This is a genomic window from Herbidospora daliensis (assembly GCF_001570585.1).
GTDB lineage: Bacteria > Actinomycetota > Actinomycetes > Streptosporangiales > Streptosporangiaceae > Herbidospora > Herbidospora daliensis.
Genome location: NZ_BBXF01000001.1, coordinates 1,443,274 through 1,464,870, shown reverse-complemented (window position 1 = coordinate 1,464,870; position 21,597 = coordinate 1,443,274). Strand labels below are relative to the sequence as shown.

Genomic DNA, 21,597 nt, shown 5'->3' with positions numbered 1-21,597 from the left:
TCAGAACTGGTTCCGTCGGCAGTTGAGGAACAGCTGGATCTCCGGCGGCGCCTGCGTGGTGGCCGGCGCGTAGGAGATGTCGGTCTCGACGACCACGGTGAACCCGGTCTCCTCGACCAGGGCCCGCAGGTCTTCGCGCAGGTAACCGGTGACGCGGACGGGCGCCCCGAGGAACTGGAACGGCACGTCGTCGAGGTCGATCTCGACCATGCTGAGCGCCAGCAGCCCGCCGGGCACGATCACGTCGTGGATCTTCTGCAGCGCCGTGGCGATGTCGGCCCTCGGCAGCATCAGCAGCGAGAAGAACGCCACCACCGCGTCGAACCGCCCGAGAGAGGAGTCGATCTCGGTGACGTCGCGCTCCAGGAAGGTGCCCTCGGGCACGTTCTTGCGCGCCAGGTCGAGCATGACGGGCGAGATGTCGATCCCGGTGACCTCGCAGCCCGCGTCGGCGAACTGCTTGGCGGTCGGCTCTCCGGTCCCGCATCCGACGTCGAGCACCCGGGCGCCCGGCTGGAGCTGCTTTATCAGCCACTCACCGGCCGCGATCTGCCCCTCCTTGTGGGGAAAGGCGTCGTCGTACCGTGACCCGATACGGTTGAACGCCTCGGCCTGCATAGCCCGGTATTCGTCGCGACTTTGAGCCGAACCGGATTCAGTTGTCATCATGCCGCCATATGGAGATCGCCGACTTCTGCCCACCAAGAGATAGGCCCTCCGGGCTCACAAGTCAAGATATATCTGCGTTAAATTGACATTTCACGCAAGCGACCTGCGACAACGACGTTGACCGGACGTGTCGGCCAGGTCAATGCCGAGAGTCAGATAAATGTCGGTTTATGGTTGCGAAAGGACCCGCCGTGTCCCATCTGTCCTGGGAAGGTTGCCACAACACCCGAGACCTGGGAGGTCTCCCACTCCACGGCGGCGGCCAAACACCGTTCGGCGCGCTGGTCCGCTCGGACAATCCCGAACGCCTGACGGCCGCCGGCTGGGCGGCCGCGCTCGCCCACGGAGTGCGCACCGTCGTCGACCTCCGCGAGGTGCGCCGCCCCGACCTCCGGCCTGCCGACCTGACGACTGTCCGGATCGACCTCGACGACATGGCCGACGAGGTGGTCTGGAACCACATCTTCGACAACGGACTCGACGGCACCCCGCTCTACTACCGCTACTTCCTGGAGTCCAAGCCGGCGCAGTGCGTGGCCGTGGCGACAGCGGTGGCCCGCGCGCCGGAGGGCGGCGTGCTGGTCCACTGCGAACTGGGTCGCGACCGGACCGGCCTGATCGTCATGTTGCTGCTCTCGCTGGCGGGGGTGACTCCGCAGGCCATCGCCGACGACTACGAACTGAGCGCCATGCGACTGGTGCCGTTGTATGCGGCGTGGGGCATCACCGACCAGACGGCGGAGATCGAGCAGATCCTGCGCAGCAAGAAGACGACCCTCCAGGCCGCCGTGTACGACGCCCTCGACGGCTTCGACGCCGAGAAGTACCTCCTGGCGGCGGGCATGGACCCGGCCGACGTGGCGGCGCTGAAGACCCGCCTCACCCGGCCGTGAGCCGCCGCTCCCGCGCCGAACGCCACGAGGCGACGATGACGAAGCTGACGGTGACCAGCAGCGCCCACGCCCCGATCTTGCCGGTGTGGACGAGCCGCCAGCCGTCCCGCTGGTGGGGGTACTGCCACGCGCCGAAGTAGGTGGCGACGTTCTCCGCCACCCAGAGGAAGAACCCGGTCAGCAGCAGCGCCGGAGCCAGCGGCAGCCGGTAGCGGTGCCCGCCCACGGTGAACCGCACCGCCGTCCCCCAGGTGACGACCACGAGCAGCGCCGCCAGCGGGATCCGCAGGTCGACCCACCAGTGGTGGGCCACGAAGTTGACGTAGATCGCCACCGCGAGCAGCGTCACCGGCACCGCCCGGTAGCCGACCAGGCCGATCGACAGGATCCGCCAGGCCGCGCACACGTAGCTCCCGACGGCGGCGTACAGGAACCCGCTGTAGAGGGGCACGCCGAAGAACTTCGTGTAGGCGTCCTCGGGATAACTCCACGACCCGAGCCGCACCTTGACCAGTTCGAACGCCAGCCCGACCAGATGGAAACAGGCGATCACGGCGATCTCCCCGGTGGTCTCCCACCGCATCACCCGGAACAGGAGGGTCAGCGCGACGGCGTACAGGAACAGCGCGTCATAGCGCGGCACGGGCAGCGGCAGCACCGAGGAGAGCGCCAGCCCCGCGAACAAGCCGGCCGCGAACCCGCACGCCTTCGCCTCGGCCCACCCGAACCGGACCAGCTGCGCGACGAAGAACCTCACCCGGCAATTGCATCCGCCGCCCGTGGCGAGGTGGCGGGGAAGCTGGGGAGATCATGTGCGAAATCAGCGCACATCGGTCAGCCGCACTTCGTGAAAGTTACATCGGCGGCGCCGGACTCGGCCGTATACCGCCCGTGAACACGGCTGTTCCCTCGCGGGAGGGGATGCAGGGGTGCCTGCCCCCGAATTGGCCACTGTTGCCAGACACCCCTGTTGGTGCAACATTACCTCAGACGTCAGTCGGCATACGTCATACGTTTGGGATGTCTCATGACCGATTTCCATCTGCTGCGGATTCTTCGTCGGCGTGGCACGGGGCGGACGACCTCGCGACAGGTGATGAACCAGCGAAAGGAAAGAGCGTGAAGGCAGTCTTATCCACCACCGGGAAGGTGTTGGCAGCGCTCGCGGTGTTCGTCGCCGCCGTGGTGCTCCCGAGCCTGGCGGGCGGGGTGGCCTCGGCGGCGACCCAGGCCACCTACTACGTCGCCCCCGACGGCAACGACTCCAACCCGGGAACGCTCGCGTCACCGTTCAAGACCGTGCAGAAGGCCAGGGACGTCGTCCGCACGGTGAACACCAACATGACCGGCGACATCTACGTCTACCTCCGCGGCGGGACGTACTCGGTCAGCAGCACCATCGAGTTCACCTCGGCCGACTCCGGCACGAACGGCTACCGGGTGATCTACTCCGCCTACCAGAACGAGACGCCGATCCTGACCGGCGGCGTACAGGTGACGGGGTGGTCGCAGCACAGCGGCAACATCTGGAAGGCGTCGCTGAACCGCAGCAACAAGCTCCGCGCGCTCTACGTCAACGACAAGCGCGCGGTCATGGCCACCAAGACCGTCAGCTCCGGCGGGTGCACCGGCACCTACAACATCACGGCCGGTCAGGCGTCGTGGGCGTGGGAGTCGGGTTCGCAGTGCGCCGGTTCCCGCTACAGCCTGAGCGACTTCCCGGCCGTCGCGAGCAACCAGGACGACATCGAGATCGAGACCGGCACGACCTGGACCACCGCCATCGTCGGCGTCCGCACGGTCACCTCCGACGGCTCGAACCGCATCGCGACGTTCCAGCAGCCGGGCGCGGCCATCGCCCAGGGCGCCTTCAACGGCAACGCCCAGGTCGGCGGCACCCACAAGCTGATGAACGCCTACGAGTTCCTCGACACGGCCGGTGAGTTCTTCTTCGACAAGACGACGAAGACGCTCTACTACTACAAGGCCGGTTCCGAGAACATGTCGACCGCGTCGGTCTTCGCGCCGAACAACGTGACGACCCTCATCAAGATCGCCGGCAGCTCGACCAGCTCCCGCGCCCGCAACATCACCCTCACCGGCCTGACGGTGCAGCACTCCGACTGGAACCTGTTCAACGTGGCCGGTTCGGTGCTCAAGCAGGCCCAGCAGGGCAACCTCGGGGCGCTCGCGTACGCGAAGCAGAACTTCCACGCCTACACCTACCGCAACGTGGACACCGCGCCCGGCATCATCCAGATCGACAACGCCGACGGTCTGCTCCTGCAGGGCAACCGCATCCAGCACACCGGCGTCGACGGCATCAGCATGGTCAACGACGTGGTGAACTCACAGCTCATCGGCAACTTCACCAACGACGTCGCCGGTTCGGCCATCGTCGTGGGCCACCCGCAGCACGTCTACATCGGCGACTACACCTCGTCCAACCGCGAGAAGTACCCGGTCGCGGTCGAGGGCGCGCCGAAGAACATCGAGATCAAGAACAACTACATCTACGACAGCGCGGTGCTGTTCTGGGGCCACAGCCCCATCTCGGCCTACTTCGCCGACACGCTGTCGATCCAGCGCAACCGCATCGAGAAGGCTCCATGGTCGGGCGTCACGCTCGGCTGGGGCTGGTGGAACTTCGACGGATCGTCCGGCTCGATCCGGCCCAACCAGCCGACGACCGTGGCGAAGAACAACACCATCAGCTACAACCACTTCGTCGACACGGTCCAGCGCCTCAGCGACACCGCGCCCGTCTACACGCTGGGCAACCAGCCCGGCACCACGATCACCAACAACTACATGCAGGGCGTGCCGTCGGGCCACAAGTACGGGCTCCACCCCGACGAGGGCTCGGGCAACATGGTGTTCCGCGACAACGTCCTCAGCGTCGACAAGAACATCACCTGGCTCGTCAACTCCGACGACTGGGGCCGCAAGCACGACCTGAGCATCACGCAGACGTACGGGCCGATCAACAAGGTCTCCAACAAGGTCCTGCCGAACAGCACGGTCCACGACATCATCGTGTCGTCCGACTACGTCTGGCCGGCCGCGGCGTACACCATCGCGGTGAACTCCGGCCTTGAGGACGCCTACCGGAACGTCATCCCGCAGAGCAACATGTCGCTGCCCGACTACGTGCTGCCCGCCAGCACCTACACCAGCAGCGGCCAGACCTCGATCCCGATCCGCAGCACCGGCGACTCGTCCAAGAGCGTCTGGCTGGCCCCGGCGGGCACCACGAGCTTCACCGCCGGCGCCACGATGACCAGGGCGGGCGGCACCGCGACGTCCATCGCGGTCCCGACCACCAACGGCGAATACCGTCTCTTCGTCGTGGACGCCCAGGGCAACCGCTCGGCGGCCTCGGTCTCGCTGGTCCGCCAGGGCAGCGGCGGCAGCAGCGGCGGCGGCCAGCAGATCGTCGGCGCCCAGTCGAACCGCTGCGTCGACATCGCCGGCGGCTCGACCGCCAACAACGCCCAGGCACAGCTGTACGACTGCGGCAGCGGCACCAACCAGCGGTTCACCCACACCTCGGGCAAGCAGCTCCAGGTGTACGGCAACAAGTGCCTCGACGCCTCCGGCCAGGGCACTGCCAACGGCACCCAGGTGATCATCTGGGACTGCAACGGCCAGACGAACCAGCAGTGGAACGTCAACTCCAACGGGACGATCACCGGCGTGCAGTCGGGCCTGTGCCTGGACGCCTTCGGCGGCGGCACGGCCAACGGCACCCGGATCATCCTGTGGTCCTGCAACGGCGGACCCAACCAGCAGTGGAGCCTGCGCAACTGACGCGGCGCCTCCACTGAGGCCGCGGACGGTCACTCCCGGACCGTCCGCGGCCTTTCGCGTGTTACCCGACCGGTTCGATCCACACGTTGCGGAAACGGGGGTTCTCACCGGCGTCGCCGTGGTCCTGGAGGCGGATGCCCGCCGAGGCCACGCTTTCCGCGATGTTGTCGCCCGTGCCGCCGTCGATCGACACGTCGTTGTGCACGACCTCGCCGTTCCAGACGACCGTCACGCGGGCGTTGTCGACCTTCGCTCCCGTGCTGGTGTAGCGCGGGGCGCGGTAGGTGATGTCGTACGTCTGCCACGTGCCGGGGGCCGTCGCCCTGTTGGCGTCGGCGGCGCGCTTGTTGTAGATGGAGCCCGCGCCGTTGATCAGGGGCGCCGGGTCACCCGACGACTCCAGCACCTGCACCTCGTAGCGTTCCTGCAGGAAGATGCCGCTGTTGCCGCGCTGCTGGCCGGTCACGTTGGCCGGGTAGTCCGGCACCAGCCACTCGACGTGCAGCTTGAAGTCGCCGAACGTCTGGCGGGTGCGGATGTCGCCGCCGAGCGACTCGACCGAGCCGTTCGAGACCGGCCAGGTGGCCGCGCCGCCGGCGCGCTTCTCCCACGCCGCCAGGCTCGTGCCGTCGAACAGCGTGACGCGTTCGGCGAGCGAGACCGAGAGGTGGTCGAGGTTGACGTTGCCGCCGTCGCCGGCGTCGTAGCGGTAGGTGATCTCGTTGGTGCCGCGGTTCAGGTCGAGGCGTTCGGTCTGGACGGCCCAGGTGTTCCAGCCGCCGCTGGAGGCCAGCCGCGTCTGCCGGACCTTGACGCCGTTGACGTACACGCTCAGGGACCTGACCGTGTCGGCGGCGTAGCGGAGGCCGACGTTGTGCGGGCCCGAGGTGTCCGACCACACCGAGAACGAGGTGCTCGCGCCCTGCGTCCAGTAGCCGTCGACGAAGCCCTTGTAGGTGTAGCCCGGGTGGTCCTTGTTCGCCTTCGCGCCGCCCGCGAGGGTGGCGTTCTCGGCCTCGAACACACGCTGCGCGGCGACGGTGAGGGAGTCGAGGTTGACGTGGCCGGTGTCACCGGCGTCGACCTTGTACGTGATGAGGTTCTTTCCCTCGGTCAGCGGCAGCGGCTCGACCCGGGTGGCCCACTGCTCCCACGTCACCGTGCTGGGCAGCGGCACCTGGCGGATCTTCGTGCCGTTGACGTACACGCTCACCGACTTGTTGCCGGGGGCGGGGTTCGGGCCGTTGGAGTAGCGCAGGCCGACGTGGTAGGTGCCGTCCCGGGGGACCTGCACGGCGAACTGCGTGGCCGCGCCCTGGTTCCCGTAGCCGGCGACGAAGCCGCTGCCCGTGTAGCTCAGGTGGTCGGTGGCCAGGTTCGCGCCGCCGCTGTGCGAGGCGCTCTCGGCCTCATACACGGTGTCGGTCTGCGGGCCGTCGACCAGCGTGTTCAGGGTGTACCAGGCTTCGGTGCTCCACAGCGGCCGGCCCGAGGCGGAGGCGAACGGGCGCGGCGAGCGCAGGTGCACGACGCGGTCGGCCTTGAGGCCCGTGATCTTCAGGGTGACCTTCTTGCCGTCCTCCGACAGGTCGGCGGAGGTGACGGCGAGCCGCTCCTCGTCGACCTTGGGGCCGCCGTAGGTGGAGGCCGCGGCGTAGCGCCACTGGGTGATCTCGTACTTGGACGCCAGCGCCGTGGCGGTCGCCTCGGAGAGGGGCTGGGTGTACTCCAGCTCGAAGCCGCCCGCGATGGCGCGCATGCGCAGCATGTCGAACGCCTTGTCGTCGACCGGCGTCAGCTTCTGCAGGCCGTGGTTGAGCTTGCCCGGCTGGCCCCAGTTGCCGCCCGCGCCGAGGCCGCCCGCGTAGATGGCGCCGTCGGGGCCGAGGCTGATGCGGTTGACGCCGGCCTCAAGGCCCTGGGTGAGGCGGAAGACCGCGCCCTGGTACTCGCCGTTGACCTTCTCCAGGTAGCCGCGCTGGATGCCGCCGTAGGTGACGTCGCCGAACAGCAGCTGCCCGGCGAACCGGCCCTGCTTCAGCATCAGCGGCGTGCTCGGGGAGTTGGCGATCTCGTTGTGCGGCAGCCACAACACCGGCTTGGTCACGACGTTGTCGTCGAACCGGCCGTCGGGGTTGGTGTAGTGGTTGAAGAACCGGCCCGGCTTGACGTGCACCAGCTTCGAAGCCGGGAGCCAGCCGCCCTGGTTGTCCATGACGAACAGGTCGTCGCCCTGCCCGAAGGCGAGTCCGTTCGGTGTACGCAGACCTCCGGCGACGTACTCGACCGCGCCGGTCTCCTTGTTCACCTTGATGGTGGTGCCCCGGTCGGCCGCGGGCTGCGGGTCGGTGGTCGCGCCGCCGTAGTTGATGGCGACCGACAGGTTCAGGTAGAAGTACCCGTCGCGGTAGAGCAGCCCGAACGCGAACTCGTGGAAGTTGCCGCCGAACGGCCAGGTCGCGACGGTGCGCAGGTTGTCGGCGACCTCGTCGCCGTTGGTGTCGTTGAGCTCGACCAGGCGCGACTTCTCCGACACGTAGATCTTGCCGTCGACGTACTTGAGGCCCATGGGCTCCTGGAGCCCGCTGGCGATCTTCTTGGTGGTCACCTGCGCGGCGGAGGTGGCGCCGGTGACGTTGTCGAGCAGGTAGACCTCGCCGAGCGTCTTCTCCGAGCCGCCCCAGGTGGCGAGGGCCAGCCGGCCGTCGGGCAGCCAGTCCATGGCCGTCACCTGCGGCTCGAACCCGTTCGGCCGCAGGTCGGTGAGCGCGAAGTCGGGGTGGACGGAGGTCAGCGGCAGCCCGTCGCCGGGGGAGTCGGCGCCGCTCTCACATTCCTTGCGACCGGGGCCGGTGACCCGCACCACGTCGGCGTCGGTGCTCAGCACCGAGTTCGGCACGAGGGTGAACTGCGAGGAGCCCGGGGGCTTCCACTCCAGCTTGAGCTGCTGGCCGTAGAGGTGCTCGAAGTGGTCGACACGCAGCGCGTGGTAGCCGGTGGTGAGGTTGATCGCGCCGTCGACCGAGATCGCGCCGTGCCGCCCGTCGTTGGTGATCACGGTGGTGTCGTCGATGCGCAGCCGCGAGCCGTCGTCGCTGGTCAGCCGGAACTCGTAGGCCCCGGCAGTGGCGATGGAGATGTTGCCGATCACCTCGGTGACGAACATGTCGACCAGGCCGAAGTCGGCGTCGGACGTCCAGTCGATCGTGGGCATCAGCTTGTCGACGTTGGGCGTCTGACCGGGCTTGAGCGTGCAGAGCTTGTTCAGCTCGACCTGGACGTCATAGGTGCGCAGGGTGACGCCCGGCTGCTGCGCCGGCACCGCCGCCTGGGCCTGGGCGGGCACGGCGAGACAACTCAGCGCGGTGAGCAGTGAGACGGATAACAGGGGTATTTTCCGCATGGCCAGTCCCATCTCGATGAGGGAGCCGCGGTCAGGGCGGCGCAGGGGGGAGTAACGGCTGTAACACAGCCGTATCAATGCTGCTCTGCGCCGTAATATAGAGCTAGATCGTCAACTTGCCCAGGGCCTTTTGTGGGAATCAGCGAAAGTTGTGATCTCCTCGAAAGAAGTCCCGAAGGTCCTGGACGAGCACCTCCGGCGCCAGGTGCGCCGCGTAGTGACCTGCGGGTTCGTCGAAGGCGTGCCACGACGTGATGTTCGTGTGGTCGCGCTCGGCGAAGGTGCGCATCGAGACGAAGTCGCCCCTGAACATCGCCACCCCGATCGGCGCCGTGGTCGGCCCCGCCGGCGCCTCGGCCTTGGCGTCCTCGTAGTAGAAGCGGGTGGCGGAGGTGGCGGTGCCGGTCAGCCAGTAGAGCATGACGTTGGTCAGCACGAAGTCGGGGTCGAGATCCTCGCCCAGGAGCTGCGCGTGCCAGCCGAGCAGCCCGGCGGGGGAGTCGGTGATGGCGTAGGAGAGCGTCTGCGGCTGCTGCGCGTGCAGGGTGCTGAACGCCATCTTGTTGTCACGGAACCACGAGAGCACCTTCAGCGCCTCCTGGTCCTCCGGGGTGATCTTCGCGAACTCCGCGGGGTCACCCGACGGGAACGAGTAGATCTGCGTGACGTGCACGCCGACGACGTGCTCGGGGTCGATCCGCCCCTGCTCCGGTGCGACGAGCGACCCGGCGTCGTTCCCGGCGGTGCCGTAGCGGTCGTAACCCAGCCGCCGCATCAGCTCGGCCCACGCCTTCGCGGTCCGGAACCGGTTCCATCCCCGCTCCTTCGTCGGCCCGGAGAACCCGAACCCCGGCAACGACGGGACCACCACGTGGAACGCCTGCTCCCCGGCCGGCGGGTCGGTGAGCAACCCGATCACGTCGAGATACTCGACGACGGACCCCGGCCAGCCGTGGGTGAGCATCAGCGGCAGCGCGTCCTCCCGGGCCGAGCGGACGTGCAGGAAGTGCACGTTCTGCCCGTCGATCTCGGTCGTGAACTGCGGATGGGCGTTCAGCCGCGCCTCCTGCGCCCGCCAGTCGTAGCCGTCGCGCCAGTAGTCGGCCAGCCGCTTCACGTAGGCCACCGGCACCCCGTAGTCCCCGTCGGTGCCCGGGATCTGGTCGGGCCAGCGGGTGGCGTCGAGCCGACGGTGGAGATCGTCGAGAACGGCCTGGGGGACGTCGATCAGGAAGGGGGTGATCTCTTCGCTCATGACCGCAACGCTACGGGGACTTCCGGTCAGCCTCTGTCCGGAAGTGGTGGCAATGTGACGTCCATGCTGGAAACCTCGGCCCGCCTCCTGCGCCTGCTGTCACTGTTGCAGGCCCGCCGCGACTGGCCCGGCCGCGACCTCGCCGACCGCCTCGGCGTCAGCGACCGCACCGTACGCCGCGACGTCGAACGCCTGCGCGACCTGGGCTACCCCGTCCACGCGAGCCGGGGCACCGACGGCGGCTACCGCCTCGGCGCGGGCACCGCCATGCCTCCCCTGCTCCTCGACGACGAGGAGGCCGTGGCCGTCGCGATCGGCCTGCGCACCGGCGCCCCCGGCATCGAGGAGACCTCCGCCCGCGCGCTGACCAAACTGGAACAGGTGCTGCCGTCCCGCCTGCGGGCACGGGTCGACGCGCTCCGAACCTCGACCGAACCGGTGCCCGCCGACCGCCCCGGCCCGGCCGTCGACGCGACGGTGCTGTCGGCACTCGCGACCGCCTGCCGGAACCGGGAGAGACTACGGTTCGACTACCGCGCCCACGACGGGTCGAGCACCCTGCGCGTGGTGGAGCCTTATCGAATCGTGTCGTGGGGACGGCGGTGGTACCTGGTGGCCTGGGACGTGGACCGAGACGACTGGCGCACCTTCCGGGTTGACCGCGTCGCTCCCCGGGTTCCGACCGGGCCCCGGTTTCCGCCGCGCGATCCGCCCGAAGGGGGCGCGGCCGCCTACGTGGCGCGCGGGGTCTCCTCGGCGGCCTGGCGGTGGCGGGCGCGGGTGGTCGTGCACGCGCGGGCTGACGTGGTGACCGAACGTGTCAATCCGGCGGTGGGGGTGGTGGAGGCGGTCGACGAGGGGACGTGCGTGCTGGACACCGGGGCGGAGAGCATTTCGAGCCTGGCGGTGCATCTCGGGCTGCTGGACTTGGAGTTCGACGTGTCGGAGCCGCCGGAACTGATCGAGCATCTGCGGTTGGTGGCGGAGCGGTTCATGAGGGCGGCCGATGGCCGCGGGGAAGCCTGAGGCCGAATCCCATGCGCATGCCCACTCCACCGGATGACGAGATGATCGATCTGGTGCGACGCTTCGTTGTTCCGGAATGGTGCGGATACCGGCGCTACATGAAACTGCTGGGCGCCTTCCTGCGCTTTCCCGACTACGAGGCGATCAGGTTCGGGCGCGGCCTCGCGAAGGACGCCCGCCGGATCACCGACCACGAACTCGGCGTACTGCTCGACGGCGAATGGCGCGCCCGGCTCACGGCCGCCTGGCTCATCGCGCTGGACCGGCGGATTCACTTCCGGGGCCGGTTGGCGGGGCTGCTGCTCGAAAGCGAGGTGGTGCACGCGGGGGCGGGATACTGCGTGGCGCTGGCCCGGTTCGGCGAGGCCGAAGACGCGGACATCCCGTGCGCTTATCTCGATCGATACCTGCGGCAGAAGCACTATGCCCTCGGCGCTCTCATGGTCATGGACGAGAAGCTCGGAACGAGTCACGCCGACCGGTTCCTGAATCCTGGAGGTCTGTGGGAGACCTTCGCGATGGACGGGATCAGTGCCGAGACGTGCAGGCGGGCTATGGGGGAGAGAGTCGCGTTCGCCGCGAACGCCATGAACGGCACGCTGCCTCAATGGGCGGCACAACGCGAGCGGTGAGGATCCGCGTCCTCGGAGTACGAGGGCACTATGGGCGATTGTGTTTTACTCTGGTCGCTCTTCTGGCTTTGGGAATAGGTGCGGATGACGATCGCCGTGGCGTGGGAGCGGGAGTTCAGGCTCTGGGCTTACTCGGTCAGCTATTCGAGGATGTTGTTTCGAAGCCTTCCCGAGAAGGAAGGCGGCCGACGGGTCGACCTGATGTTCGAGCACGTCAGATATACCCGGATCAGGCACGAATACGAGAGCCTCGCGCTGCGGGAGATCGGTCCCGGTGACGAGAGAATCGCTCGATTCGACCTTCCGGAGTCCCCCGACAGCAGGCTGATCCTCGTCAACGGCGGTCCGGATTTCGTTCAGGCGCTGTTCTGCGACTGGCACGAAGACGACGGCGACGCCTACAGTCCGTCGAAATTCGGATTCATGCGCGGCAGCGACTGACGTTCGCCGCTTCGTCGCATGGATCAGGACGTTCACCAGGTCCGCCAGATCCGCCGCGCCTTCAGGATCATCGGCATATCGCGTGGTCCGGAGAGGTCCTGCCTGGTCGAGCATGACGCCTTCTCTTCTCAGTACGAACGCCAGAGCCAGGAGGGCGGACCGGGCGTTGCCGTCGGCGAACGGGTGGAAGAAGGCCACGTCCAGATGGACACGCGCCGCGCGAGCCGGCAGTGGCACCGCGAGGTCGGCGCTCTCCCGCAGGCAGGCCGCGAAGTCGCGTCGGGTGTGCGGCGTCAGCGCGTACCGTTCCCGACCCTGCTTGGCGTAGGCGTCGCCGTCCCGGAAGGAGACGGCGGAGACACCGAGAACCGATCGCTGCCAGTCGGCCAGCAGCTCGAACGTGAGCGGCTGTTGTGCCGCGGCGTCCGCGTACACGCGCGGTAGAGCGGTTCGCAACGACGCCACCTGCGCGAAACCGTCGGCCCGCGCCACGACGGGCGGAGTTTCGAGGTCGGCGCCGGGCATCGACCAGTCGGCCTCGCGGCGTACCCGGCACCAGGTGGCGAGCGCGTCAGTGATCACGGTAGGGCCGGTGGCCGGTGACCTCGACGGCCAGGTCTTCGCCGACCGCGTCGACCACGGTGCGCCGGGGTTCGACCCAGCTCTCGAACCTGCCCCCGACCGCTGATTCGACGACCGTTTCGGCTTCGCGCCGATCGACGCCCGCCGAGGCCAGGAACCACTTCAGCACCCGCCTGCACTGCCCGTGCCAGCCGGCTTCCGCGCCCGTCCGGTCGACGACCAGCGTGACCAGACGGACCGCCGCGCGTTCGAGGTGCCAGCTCCGCTCCTCGGCCGTCGCATGGGACGGAGGGGCCAGCCGGCCGAACCGCTCGGCCAGTTCCTCAAGCCAGTCGCGCCATTCGTGCAGCGCCGCCACCACCTTGGCGGCGGTCTCATCCGGTTCGCCCACGGAATGATTCACGCAGCACCATTCGGTGACGATCCCGCCACCCCCGACCCCGGTCACGGACCAGCTCCAGGCGAACACCCACGGCCCGTACCGCGACACCAGCAGGTCGGTGACCTCGTCGACGAAACGCCACGTGTCTTCCCAACTCGCCCCGGCGGCCGGGACGAGCCGCGCGATGTCGGTTTCGTCGCCGGGGTTCCACGTGAAGGGGTGGCGGGCCGGGTCGAGACCTGGCCAGCCGGGATCGTCGTGCATGGTGCTCAAGGCTATCGGCCGCATGTCTGTCGAATTCGAATGGAGGGCCTCCGGAAACCAGTCCGGATTTCACCTCGCAGAAGTCCGCCGGGATTATCGCCGCACCGGATCGCGACTCCTTGATGCCGGTGCAGTGAGAGTCCTTGCCCAATGGCGGAGGTCTTCGCCCGGACCGCAGTGGTTCAGGAGATCGGCCCCCATGTCCGGGGTAAGCCGAGCGACGTTACTCGGCGCCGCTCGACAAGTGCGCGTGGATGGACCTCGTGTGGAAGTGAATGGGTCACCTTCACCCAGCGGGTTTCGGTTGTGACCGAGGCAAGGTGGGCCGCTGCTTCCCTACTATTTGCCGGTGATCGAGATGATCCTGTTTTGGATAGTGATTCTGAGCATCCCCGCAACCCTGGTGTGCGGCTCCGTATTCTTCGCGGCCAGGTCGGCCCCACGCGCCCGATATGACGAGGTGCCCAGGAGTCGCCTGGTCAGAGGGGTCGTCCTGGCGTCGTTCGGCCTCGCGGTCATGGCGTTCTTCGCGTGGTCCACCCACGAAGATCAGCCTTATGACGACTTCGGGACGGCGGTGACCGTACTGGCGGGCGTGATCGCCGGCGCGCTGCTGATCTTGGGCTTGGGTCCCGTCATCGCCTGGCTGCTGGGAGTGCTCGGGCGCAGCGCCTCACCGTTGCCGCCCGCAATCCGGCCGGCGGTCCGTCCAATGGCTGACAAACCCGCTCGGATCGCGGCCGGCGTGACGACGACCATGGCAGCCACCGCCGTCGCGGTCGCCGTAGTGATCCTCTCGGTCGCGGTGACGGCGAAGGCCAGGGCGGACTATCGGCCCGTGGCCCGGCTGGGGGCACTCGTCGTGGAAGGGTTCTCGCCGGAGCGGGCGGCGGCCGTTCGGGAGGCCGTCGTACAGGAATTCTCCGGAGCGCCCGTCGTACAGAACAACAGCAGGCGCGAGCGCGGCTACTTCACTGTGGAAACCGCCGACCATTCGTTCCTGCAGGAAATCCACATAGGTGATCAGGCGCTGCTCCATTACCTCACCGGAGACCCGTCGACCCCCTACGACCAGAAAACAGTCGTGGTGCTGGCGGCAGGCGGAGAAACACAAGACTCGATGGTGATCCGGTACGAACGCTCCCTGTCCGACCCCTCGACTTCCGTCAAAACCGTTCCGGCCGTCACCGTCAGACCCGCGGAGCCCCGGGTGGGTTCGGTCTTCATCCCTGCGAAGATCATGGAAGATTTCGGCTTCCACCTGGAGTCGAACCAGCTGATCATCGACCCTTCGCTGCACCGGACCTCGGCGATCGAGGAGGAAAGACTCAGCCGCCGACTGGGCGCAACGGCACGCGTCCAGGTGGAGCGGGGCTACCACGCTCCGACCGGCTGGCAGGACTTCGTCGCGGTAGTGCTTCTCATCGCCCTGGCCGGCGCCCTGACCACAACCCGCTCCGCCGCATCGAGGCGCATCCTGCGCCGGGTCGGCGGTGGTTCCACCGCAGCCCTGCGGTACTTCGTCGCCTGCCGAGCAGCGTTCGGGGCGGCCCTCGGCGCGGGGATCGGTGCTGTCGCCGGCTGCGTCATCGGCCTGCTCCTGGCCTGGCCCATGACCGCCCCGATCGGCTGGGACGTGCCCCCACGGGTACCGTTCGAGACCCCATGGCTGCTGATCGCCGCTTTTGTCGTGGCACTTCCCGTGCTCGCCGCAATGATCGCCGGGGTTTGGGCAGCGGTTCCAGGTCGCCGAGAGCTTTCTCCCTGAGGAGACGGACTTGGGCTCAGCCGTCGTGAGAGAGCGACGCAACTGCCGGAAACTGTCCTCGCGCGGTCGTCTTCTGAAATTGAACGACGACACCCTGGCCGTTGGGAATTTGGTCCTCTCCGTCGCTCCTGCGAACTCGACGATGTGGTGTTCGGATGCTGACTCTGGAATGCGCCTGAAAGCGATCGGGCTCATGGGAAGTCGGGTAGCTAATGGTCGTCCACTCGAACGGAGCCCCCAGCCTCTGGGAGCTCAACCACTTCGACTGCGCTAACCCGGCCCATGCAGGAAGTTCCCCACGTCAAACAGGGCGTTGAAACCATTGATGCGCATCCGTCATCGTTCCCGCATCTATGAAAAATGCCATACTCGCGTCTGCGGGAGGTCCTTTCCAATGGAGTCCCATCCCCCACGAAGACCGGGACCTCCATGCGCATCCGATCGGCGGCCCTTGCCGCACTCCTGACATCGTCCCTGCTCATAGCCGCTCCAGCGAACGCGGCGCCGCGTGTTCCCGACGACATCAACGCCGACATAGCTACCGCGACCAAGGTGACGAACGCCTACTGGGCCCGCAACTGGACCAGATTCTTCACCGGCACCTATCAGCCCCCCAGAGTGTTCGGTTCCTTCCAGCGGGGCCAGCGACAGCCGCCGGCCTGCGGCGGGAGCCGCACCGGCTTCGGCAACGCCTTCTACTGCGTGCCCGGCGACTTCATCGCCTGGGACTTCGACCTCATGGCCAGCGGCTACCGATCCGGTGACGCCTGGGTCTACCTCGTCATCGCCCACGAGTGGGGGCACGCCGTCCAGGCCAGGATCCAGCGTTCCCTGGTGCTCCGCGCCCAGGAGTTGCAGGCCGACTGCTTCGCCGGCGCGGTGCTGTTCGGCGCGGCGGCCCAGAAGACGCTGCTCTTCGAGGACGGAGACGTGGCCGAACTCCGCGCCGCCCTGCGCCGTATGGGAGACCGCACACCCTGGACCGACGTCGGCGACCACGGCTCCGCCGAGCAACGGATCTCCTTCTTCACCCGCGGCGCCGAGGGAGGCGTCCGCGCCTGCCTGCCGACGGCGCCCCGGCCGTCGAGGTAGACCGCGGGGCGTGACCGGCTGCACCGATCTAGGGGACGTTGAGACCTTCGCTGCCGACCAATAGGAGGAGGGGACAGCGAAGGTCTCGACCAGGCTGGCGCTGGTGACTGTTGAAGCATCGCCCCGCCGCTTCTCCGGTCGGGCGCGAGCCAGAGTTCCAACGTCGAAGTCGTGCCTGACGCCGCCGGGTTGGCAGGAGTCAGGCGGGTCGCGACGGGATAGGGCAGCCGCCTTGGTTGTCCGCGTCATATCGCCGGCGTTCTCTGCCGGCACTGACCGGAGAGAGTGGACGCCACTGCGGTGGCAGGCGACCTTGCCGGGATCGAACCAGTGACCGACGTGCACGACTCCACCTGATGACGCCGACCTTTGCCGCCGCACAGCAGTTCACGGACAACCACGCAGTGCTGGACCTGGCTCGTGACTGCTGCGGAGCGACCAGGGCCTCCAGGGTTGAGCCGCGCGAACACCTGCCGCAACGGAGGCTGGAAGTCCGGCCACTCTCCGGAACCCGGGGGAGCCGGCCGAGCCCCACCCGGGTCTGAGGTCCTTCGGTGCTACGCGTCGCCCTCGCAGGTGGTCTCCTGCTCGGCCGTGCACAGGTCGGTGCCCGGTCCGCCGAAGACCTGGTCGAACCCGCCCTCGTCGCCTATCAGGACGTCGTCGCCTCCGTTGCCGTCCAGGAGGTCGTTGCCGCCCTCACCCGAGACGAGGTCGCGGGCCGAGCCGCCGTAGTAGAGGTCGCCGTCCGGCCCGAGAAAGGCCTGGGCCGGGAGGGCGGTGTTGTTCCGCACCGTGTCGGCCCCCGTGTTGGTGCGCACCAGCATCTTGGTGATGCCCGCGCTGGCGCACCGGACCGTGCGGGCGTCGACGTTCGTACAGGTGACGCTGCCCGCGAAGATGGTGTCGTTGAAGTTCCTGACGACGAGGAATCCGTTTTCGACGTTGATGGAGATGTCGTCGCCGGCGAAGCCCGCGCTGACGGACAACTGCCCGCCGGACGCCACCACATTGGTGGCCGCCATCGCGGGTGTGGCGCCGACGGCCGTGAGAGGGACGGCGAGCAGGGCGCCCATCGCCAGCGCGCGGAGACCGTTCTTGAGAGTCACGATTTGCCCTTCCTGGTGAATGCGACGGTTGTCACGCCAGGAGTACAGCGGGGTCTGCACCGACGGAGTACGTCGTATTACCGAACGTGGAAAGCGGGAGCTCACACGGAATTCACCCGAGGGCGACGGCGCACGGACGACCGAGCGGCATGAGGCGGGCGCCGTCGGGGACCAGAACTTTCGCGTCCCCGAAGACGGTCGCGCCACGCCGTGGTCTACATGGTGATCAAACATGCCGCGTCACGTCGCGAAGGTGGGGACGGCGAAGAACTTCTCAGCAGCTTCCCGGGCCTGAAGGACCGAACTCGGCTCTTCTGGCAGGAGGCTGGGTCGAAAGTCCCAGAAGCCGGGGGCGGTTGGGCCCAGTTTCCGGGACGGGCGCGCTCACCTGCCGAATCGGGACCGGTGTCTGCGCACGATGAGCGGTTTGTGGCAGAAGATGTCTCTACTCTGTTTTGTGCGGCAAGGAAGTGATGTGACTCCTGATATCGGTGCAGGAGGTCGGCGATGAGCGGCCCTCCGCGCCGTCTCGGCCAGCGGACACGGTACGCCTTGCTCGTCACCGTGGTGATCTGTGTCGCCGTCGCCGTCCCGCCCCTGCTGATCCCCCGGCAGGACGACCGCGCGGAGGCGTCGGGCGCGCGGGAAAGACCGGCGTCCAGCCAGGCCCCGACCACCGCGCCCCCCACCCCGACACCCAAGGTCGTCAAAAGCACGAGCACCCCGCAGGTCGTCGAGAGCGTGAGCGCCCCGCGGCCGACCCCCACGCCCGGACGCCCGCGCGTGCCCCCCTGCGCCGCGCCGAGGGGCTCGGGGGTCGTGGAGGTCACGCCCGTCCCGGCCTGCTCGATCTACGCGTCGGCGCTCGGGACGGGCTGGCAGGCGTCCGGAAGCGGGACGAACGTCGACCCCGGCCGCCCGGTGCCCGACGGTGAAGAGGCGGCCGTCAGGATCCAGCGACGGGTGAAGACCCGCGATCAGCCCGCGACCGTGACGCTGCTGGCGGGCTCACCTGTGCTGATCGGCGCGAACACCCGGCTGCGCCTGCGCGTGTACGGCGGCCGGCAGTACGGCACCATCCTCCGGTTGGCCGCCTCGCCCTCGGCGGGACGGGCGGGCGCCGCGACCGTGACGCTTCACGCGCCCCCGGAGCGCTGGACCTCCTTCGTGGTGCACGTGGGCACCCTGTCGCCCGGCCGCCTGCGCCGGATCGACCTCGCCATCGCCAGCGAGCAACTCCCGCAGGCGTACGAGTTCTACCTCGACGACATCGCACTGGGGAAGTGAGATGGTCGCGTCGGCCGCCATCTGCCGTGCGGTGATGCTGGGCAGGGCCGCGGTCGTGCTCACCTCCGCCGGGGCCGGGCTGCTGCTGGTGGCCGACCTCTGGCGGGTGCTGTCGGTGATCGCCGTGACCGTGCTCGCCACGGTCGCCGAGGTGACGGTGCTGACCAGGCACCCGGCCGTGGTCCGCCGCGCGCTGCCCGTCATCGGCGTCGACTGGCTGGCGGCCACGGCCGTTCTGCTGCTGAGCAAGGGCGGCATGGCGTACTTCTGCTTCGCCGCCGGATCAGCCGCGCTGGCCGGGGCGCTGCTCGGCATGCGCGCCCTGGGGATCTGGGCCGTCCAGGCCGCCTTCGGGTTCGCCGCCGCGGCGTGGGCGCTGCGGGCGGCGCCCTATTCGCCGGACGTCGCCGCGTTCGTCATGGCGTTTCCAATGCTCAGCGTGCTCGCGGGCATGGGCGGGGCGGTGGCGACCGCCGCGCTGCTGCGCTACGTCGACCTGACGGTGGAGGTGACGGCCTCCGCGCAACGGTCCGCGGCGGCCGACGAACGGGCCCGGCTCGCCCGCGAGCTGCACGACTCCGTCACCAAGACCCTGCGCGGGGTGTCGTTCGCCGCCCTGGCGCTCCCGTCGTCGCTGCGCCGTCACCCCGCGCTGGCCGAGCAGCTCGCCGAGACCGTCTCCCGGGGCGCCGAGGTGGCGGCGAGGGAGGCCAGACAACTGCTGGAGGGGCTGCGGGGGGACGTACCGGACCGATCTTTCGAAGACACCGTCCACGAGGTCGCGCGATCCTGGCAGTACGACGCGGGGGTCGCCACGCGGGTGACGGTGGCGTGCGCCGAGCCGGGGGTCGCCGTCCGGTACGAGATCGTCCGTGTTCTCCAGGAGGCGCTGACCAACGTGCAGCGGCACGCCTTCGCCTCCCATGTCACCATCCGCCTGATCCAGTCAGGCGGCCTCCTGGAGCTGATCGTCGGCGACGACGGCGTCGGGTTCGTCGTTCCCGAGGAGCTCGGACGGCTACAGTCGCAGGGACATTTCGGCCTTGTCGGCATGGCGGAACGGGCGCGGGCCGTCGGCGGGCACCTGCGGGTGAGGTCCTACCCCGGGGCGGGCACCGTGGTCACGGTCTGCGTGCCGCTCGATCCACTGGAGTGATGGATGTGATCGACGTCCTGATCGTGGACGACAACCCGATCGTCCGCGCCGCCATGTCCGCGTTCCTGGACGCCGACGAGCGGGTCCGGGTGGTCGGCGAGGCGAGCAACGGGCACGAAGGGCTCACGGCCGCCCGCCGGCTGCGTCCCACGGTGACCCTGCTGGACCATCGCATGCCCATCGCCGACGGGCTCTCGGTCGTGGGCGAGATGGGCCTCTACACGAAGGTGCTGGCGCTGACCAGCGACTACACCGAAGACGTGATCGCCTCGATGCTGCGCGGCGGCGTGCGCGGATACCTCGTCCACGGCCAGTTCGACCCGCCGGAACTGCTGCGCGCCGTGCTGGCCGTCGCCGAGGGCCGCGGCTGGCTCTCGCCGGTGGCCGCGTCGGTCGCGACCTCTCTTGTACGCGGGCAGGCCGAGCGCGACCAGGCGCAACGCGACCGGGCCGAGCGACGGCACACCGTGCAGACGAGGTTCGGCATCACCAGGCGCGAGCGCGAGGTGCTGAACCTCCTGGCCCAGGGGCTGAGCAACGCGTCCATCGCCATCCGTCTGGGCCTGACGGAGAAGACCGTGAAGAACCACCTCAACAGCGTCTTCGGCAAACTCAACGTGAGCAGCCGGACCGAGGCCGTCCTGGTCTGGACCGGGAACGCCTGACCCGGGAATTGGGCCATGACGCTCAGCCCGTACGGGACTTTCTGCCTAAATCCACAGGCGGCCGGGTGGCTAGGTTCGACCCGCCGCCGCGCGATTCGCGGCAGCCCCCCATGCGTCCCACAGTGAAGGGAAATCGATGTCAGACCACACGCCGCGGCGCAGATGGAGCCGGGCAGCGGGGACGACTCTGTTGGCCGTGGGCCTGCTGATCCCGGCCTCGGCCGCCACCGCGAGCCCGCACGCCTCCCACCGGTCGGCCCCGGCGGCGGTGGCCACCCCGTTCCCCACGGCGAAGCCGCTCCCGGTCCCGACGTTCTCCGGCCCGCCGCCGTTCGCCCAGTACCGCGAGATCCACGCGAACTGCAAGGTCACCCACCACCTGTCGGACGACCCGATCGTCTATCCGGGCCTGCCGGGCGCCGCCCACAACCACACCTTCGCGGGGAACCCGACCACGAACGCCAAGTCGACCAGGGCCTCCCTGCTGGCAGGCGGGTCGAGCTGCCAGGACACCATGGACAAGTCCGCGTACTGGATCCCCACGCTGTACCAGAACGGCAAGGTGGTGGATCCGACGATCGTGACGACGTACTACAAGTCGGGTGTGAAGGACTACCGGACCGTCCAGCCCTTCCCGGCCGGCTTCCGGCTGATCGTCGGCGACATGCGCACGGCGTCCGCCGCGGACTTCCAGGGCACCTGGACGTGCGGCGGCGGCACCTTCACCACCTTCCCGAAGTCCTGCCCGTCAGGCAGTTCGCTGATCGTCCGCCTGAAGGCCCCGAGCTGCTGGAACGGCCGCGACCTCGACTCGGCCGACCACAAGAGCCACATGGCCTACCCGGTGAAGAGCGTCTGCCCGGCGGCGTTCCCGGTGCCGCTGCCGATGCTGGAGATCAAGGTCCCCTACAAGCTCCCGGGCGGGAAGACCGACGGCCTCGCCTACTCCTCCGGCGCGAGCTACTCGTTCCACTACGACTTCATGGAGGCGTGGGCGGGTAACCGGCAGGCCGAGCTGGTGAAACACTGCATCAACGGCGGGCGCCAGTGCAACGGTTACGGAATCGACCAGCACAAGCCCTGAGCTCCCGTATTCGATTCTTTCGGAACGGCGTACTCCTTCGGGGGTACGCCGTTTTCGCTTGAGCCCGTACAGAGGATTT

Annotated in this window: 17 protein-coding genes and 1 pseudogene; 11 read left to right on the top strand and 7 right to left on the bottom strand. The window is 68.4% G+C overall.

Annotated features, from left to right (window positions below; all coding sequences use genetic code 11):
• A complete protein-coding gene (locus tag AW274_RS05945; protein ID WP_062335307.1) occupies nucleotides 1-666 on the bottom strand; it encodes a class I SAM-dependent methyltransferase in 666 nt (221 codons plus the stop codon).
• A gap of 194 nt (nucleotides 667-860) precedes the next feature.
• On the opposite strand from AW274_RS05945, the gene AW274_RS05940 reads away from it, so the two are divergent.
• The gene (locus AW274_RS05940; protein WP_062429988.1) at nucleotides 861-1,562 is read left to right on the top strand and encodes a tyrosine-protein phosphatase; all 702 of its coding nucleotides are present in this window, start codon (nucleotides 861-863) and stop codon (nucleotides 1,560-1,562) included.
• Here AW274_RS05940 and AW274_RS05935 read toward each other — a convergent pair.
• On the bottom strand, nucleotides 1,549-2,319 hold the full coding sequence (locus AW274_RS05935) for a DUF817 domain-containing protein (RefSeq protein WP_062429987.1): 771 nt from the start codon (nucleotides 2,317-2,319) through the stop codon (nucleotides 1,549-1,551). The two genes, AW274_RS05940 and AW274_RS05935, sit on opposite strands and share 14 nt — an antisense overlap.
• A gap of 362 nt (nucleotides 2,320-2,681) precedes the next feature.
• On the opposite strand from AW274_RS05935, the gene AW274_RS41800 reads away from it, so the two are divergent.
• Complete coding sequence (locus AW274_RS41800) at nucleotides 2,682-5,372, top strand: RICIN domain-containing protein (RefSeq protein WP_062429986.1); 2,691 nt, start codon at nucleotides 2,682-2,684, stop codon at nucleotides 5,370-5,372.
• A 61-nt stretch (nucleotides 5,373-5,433) separates the two neighbouring features.
• Here AW274_RS41800 and AW274_RS05925 read toward each other — a convergent pair whose 3' ends face one another.
• Together AW274_RS05925 and AW274_RS05920 are read right to left on the bottom strand one after the other, a co-directional pair.
• On the bottom strand, nucleotides 5,434-8,775 hold the full coding sequence (locus tag AW274_RS05925; RefSeq protein ID WP_062430153.1) for a 3-keto-alpha-glucoside-1,2-lyase-like domain-containing protein: 3,342 nt from the start codon (nucleotides 8,773-8,775) through the stop codon (nucleotides 5,434-5,436).
• Between the two features lie 139 nt (nucleotides 8,776-8,914).
• Nucleotides 8,915-10,030 carry an epoxide hydrolase family protein gene (locus AW274_RS05920; RefSeq protein WP_062429985.1) on the bottom strand — a complete coding sequence of 372 codons (1,116 nt, stop codon included), beginning with the start codon at nucleotides 10,028-10,030 and terminating at the stop codon, nucleotides 8,915-8,917.
• Nucleotides 10,031-10,093: 63 nt separating this feature from the next.
• Between AW274_RS05920 and AW274_RS05915 the strand changes: the two genes are divergently transcribed.
• From AW274_RS05915 to AW274_RS41795, 3 genes are all read left to right on the top strand, one after another.
• Nucleotides 10,094-11,056 (top strand): helix-turn-helix transcriptional regulator, encoded by a 963-nt coding sequence (locus AW274_RS05915; RefSeq protein ID WP_062429984.1) that lies wholly within the window; start codon nucleotides 10,094-10,096, stop codon nucleotides 11,054-11,056.
• 41 nt (nucleotides 11,057-11,097) lie between these two features.
• Complete coding sequence (locus tag AW274_RS05910) at nucleotides 11,098-11,688, top strand: DUF6000 family protein (RefSeq protein WP_157519795.1); 591 nt, start codon at nucleotides 11,098-11,100, stop codon at nucleotides 11,686-11,688.
• An 84-nt stretch (nucleotides 11,689-11,772) separates the two neighbouring features.
• A complete protein-coding gene (locus AW274_RS41795) occupies nucleotides 11,773-12,129 on the top strand; it encodes a hypothetical protein (protein WP_062429982.1) in 357 nt (118 codons plus the stop codon).
• A gap of 189 nt (nucleotides 12,130-12,318) precedes the next feature.
• Here AW274_RS41795 and AW274_RS42905 read toward each other — a convergent pair.
• Together AW274_RS42905 and AW274_RS05895 are read right to left on the bottom strand one after the other, a co-directional pair.
• A pseudogene (locus AW274_RS42905) lies at nucleotides 12,319-12,654 on the bottom strand (hypothetical protein); the annotation flags it as partial.
• A 46-nt stretch (nucleotides 12,655-12,700) separates the two neighbouring features.
• Entirely contained in the window at nucleotides 12,701-13,357 is a 657-nt protein-coding gene (locus AW274_RS05895) for a hypothetical protein (RefSeq protein WP_062429980.1), read from the bottom strand.
• Between the two features lie 349 nt (nucleotides 13,358-13,706).
• Between AW274_RS05895 and AW274_RS05890 the strand changes: the two genes are divergently transcribed.
• Together AW274_RS05890 and AW274_RS05885 are read left to right on the top strand one after the other, a co-directional pair.
• Entirely contained in the window at nucleotides 13,707-15,125 is a 1,419-nt protein-coding gene (locus AW274_RS05890; RefSeq protein ID WP_062429979.1) for a hypothetical protein, read from the top strand.
• A gap of 552 nt (nucleotides 15,126-15,677) precedes the next feature.
• Nucleotides 15,678-16,217 carry a neutral zinc metallopeptidase gene (locus AW274_RS05885; RefSeq protein WP_232319989.1) on the top strand — a complete coding sequence of 180 codons (540 nt, stop codon included), beginning with the start codon at nucleotides 15,678-15,680 and terminating at the stop codon, nucleotides 16,215-16,217.
• Between the two features lie 557 nt (nucleotides 16,218-16,774).
• Here AW274_RS05885 and AW274_RS42565 read toward each other — a convergent pair.
• A complete protein-coding gene (locus AW274_RS42565) occupies nucleotides 16,775-17,326 on the bottom strand; it encodes a hypothetical protein (RefSeq protein WP_062429977.1) in 552 nt (183 codons plus the stop codon).
• Nucleotides 17,327-17,833: 507 nt separating this feature from the next.
• On the opposite strand from AW274_RS42565, the gene AW274_RS05875 reads away from it, so the two are divergent.
• The 4 genes from AW274_RS05875 to AW274_RS05860 all read left to right on the top strand — a co-directional run bounded on the left by AW274_RS05875 (nucleotide 17,834) and on the right by AW274_RS05860 (nucleotide 21,518).
• Nucleotides 17,834-18,613, top strand: coding sequence for a hypothetical protein (locus AW274_RS05875; protein WP_062429976.1), 780 nt, complete (start codon nucleotides 17,834-17,836; stop codon nucleotides 18,611-18,613).
• Nucleotide 18,614: 1 nt separating this feature from the next.
• The gene (locus AW274_RS05870; RefSeq protein WP_062429975.1) at nucleotides 18,615-19,769 is read left to right on the top strand and encodes a sensor histidine kinase; all 1,155 of its coding nucleotides are present in this window, start codon (nucleotides 18,615-18,617) and stop codon (nucleotides 19,767-19,769) included.
• Entirely contained in the window at nucleotides 19,769-20,434 is a 666-nt protein-coding gene (locus tag AW274_RS05865) for a LuxR C-terminal-related transcriptional regulator (RefSeq protein ID WP_062429974.1), read from the top strand. The genes AW274_RS05870 and AW274_RS05865 overlap by 1 nt, the downstream gene beginning before the upstream one ends.
• A gap of 196 nt (nucleotides 20,435-20,630) precedes the next feature.
• Entirely contained in the window at nucleotides 20,631-21,518 is an 888-nt protein-coding gene (locus tag AW274_RS05860) for a DUF1996 domain-containing protein (RefSeq protein ID WP_062429973.1), read from the top strand.
• Nucleotides 21,519-21,597: the final 79 nt, after the last annotated feature.

What these genes read in the sequence shown, in the direction of transcription:
- AW274_RS05945 (WP_062335307.1), bottom strand. Translation starts at nt 666, where the DNA reads ATGACAACTGAATCCGGTTCGGCTCAAAGTCGCGACGAATACCGGGCT.
- AW274_RS05925 (WP_062430153.1), bottom strand. Translation starts at nt 8,775, where the DNA reads ATGCGGAAAATACCCCTGTTATCCGTCTCACTGCTCACCGCGCTGAGT.
- AW274_RS05920 (WP_062429985.1), bottom strand. Translation starts at nt 10,030, where the DNA reads ATGAGCGAAGAGATCACCCCCTTCCTGATCGACGTCCCCCAGGCCGTT.
- AW274_RS05915 (WP_062429984.1), top strand. Translation starts at nt 10,094, where the DNA reads ATGCTGGAAACCTCGGCCCGCCTCCTGCGCCTGCTGTCACTGTTGCAG.
- AW274_RS05910 (WP_157519795.1), top strand. Translation starts at nt 11,098, where the DNA reads ATGATCGATCTGGTGCGACGCTTCGTTGTTCCGGAATGGTGCGGATAC.
- AW274_RS41795 (WP_062429982.1), top strand. Translation starts at nt 11,773, where the DNA reads ATGACGATCGCCGTGGCGTGGGAGCGGGAGTTCAGGCTCTGGGCTTAC.
- AW274_RS05895 (WP_062429980.1), bottom strand. Translation starts at nt 13,357, where the DNA reads ATGCACGACGATCCCGGCTGGCCAGGTCTCGACCCGGCCCGCCACCCC.
- AW274_RS05875 (WP_062429976.1), top strand. Translation starts at nt 17,834, where the DNA reads ATGAGCGGCCCTCCGCGCCGTCTCGGCCAGCGGACACGGTACGCCTTG.
- AW274_RS05870 (WP_062429975.1), top strand. Translation starts at nt 18,615, where the DNA reads ATGGTCGCGTCGGCCGCCATCTGCCGTGCGGTGATGCTGGGCAGGGCC.
- AW274_RS05865 (WP_062429974.1), top strand. Translation starts at nt 19,769, where the DNA reads ATGGATGTGATCGACGTCCTGATCGTGGACGACAACCCGATCGTCCGC.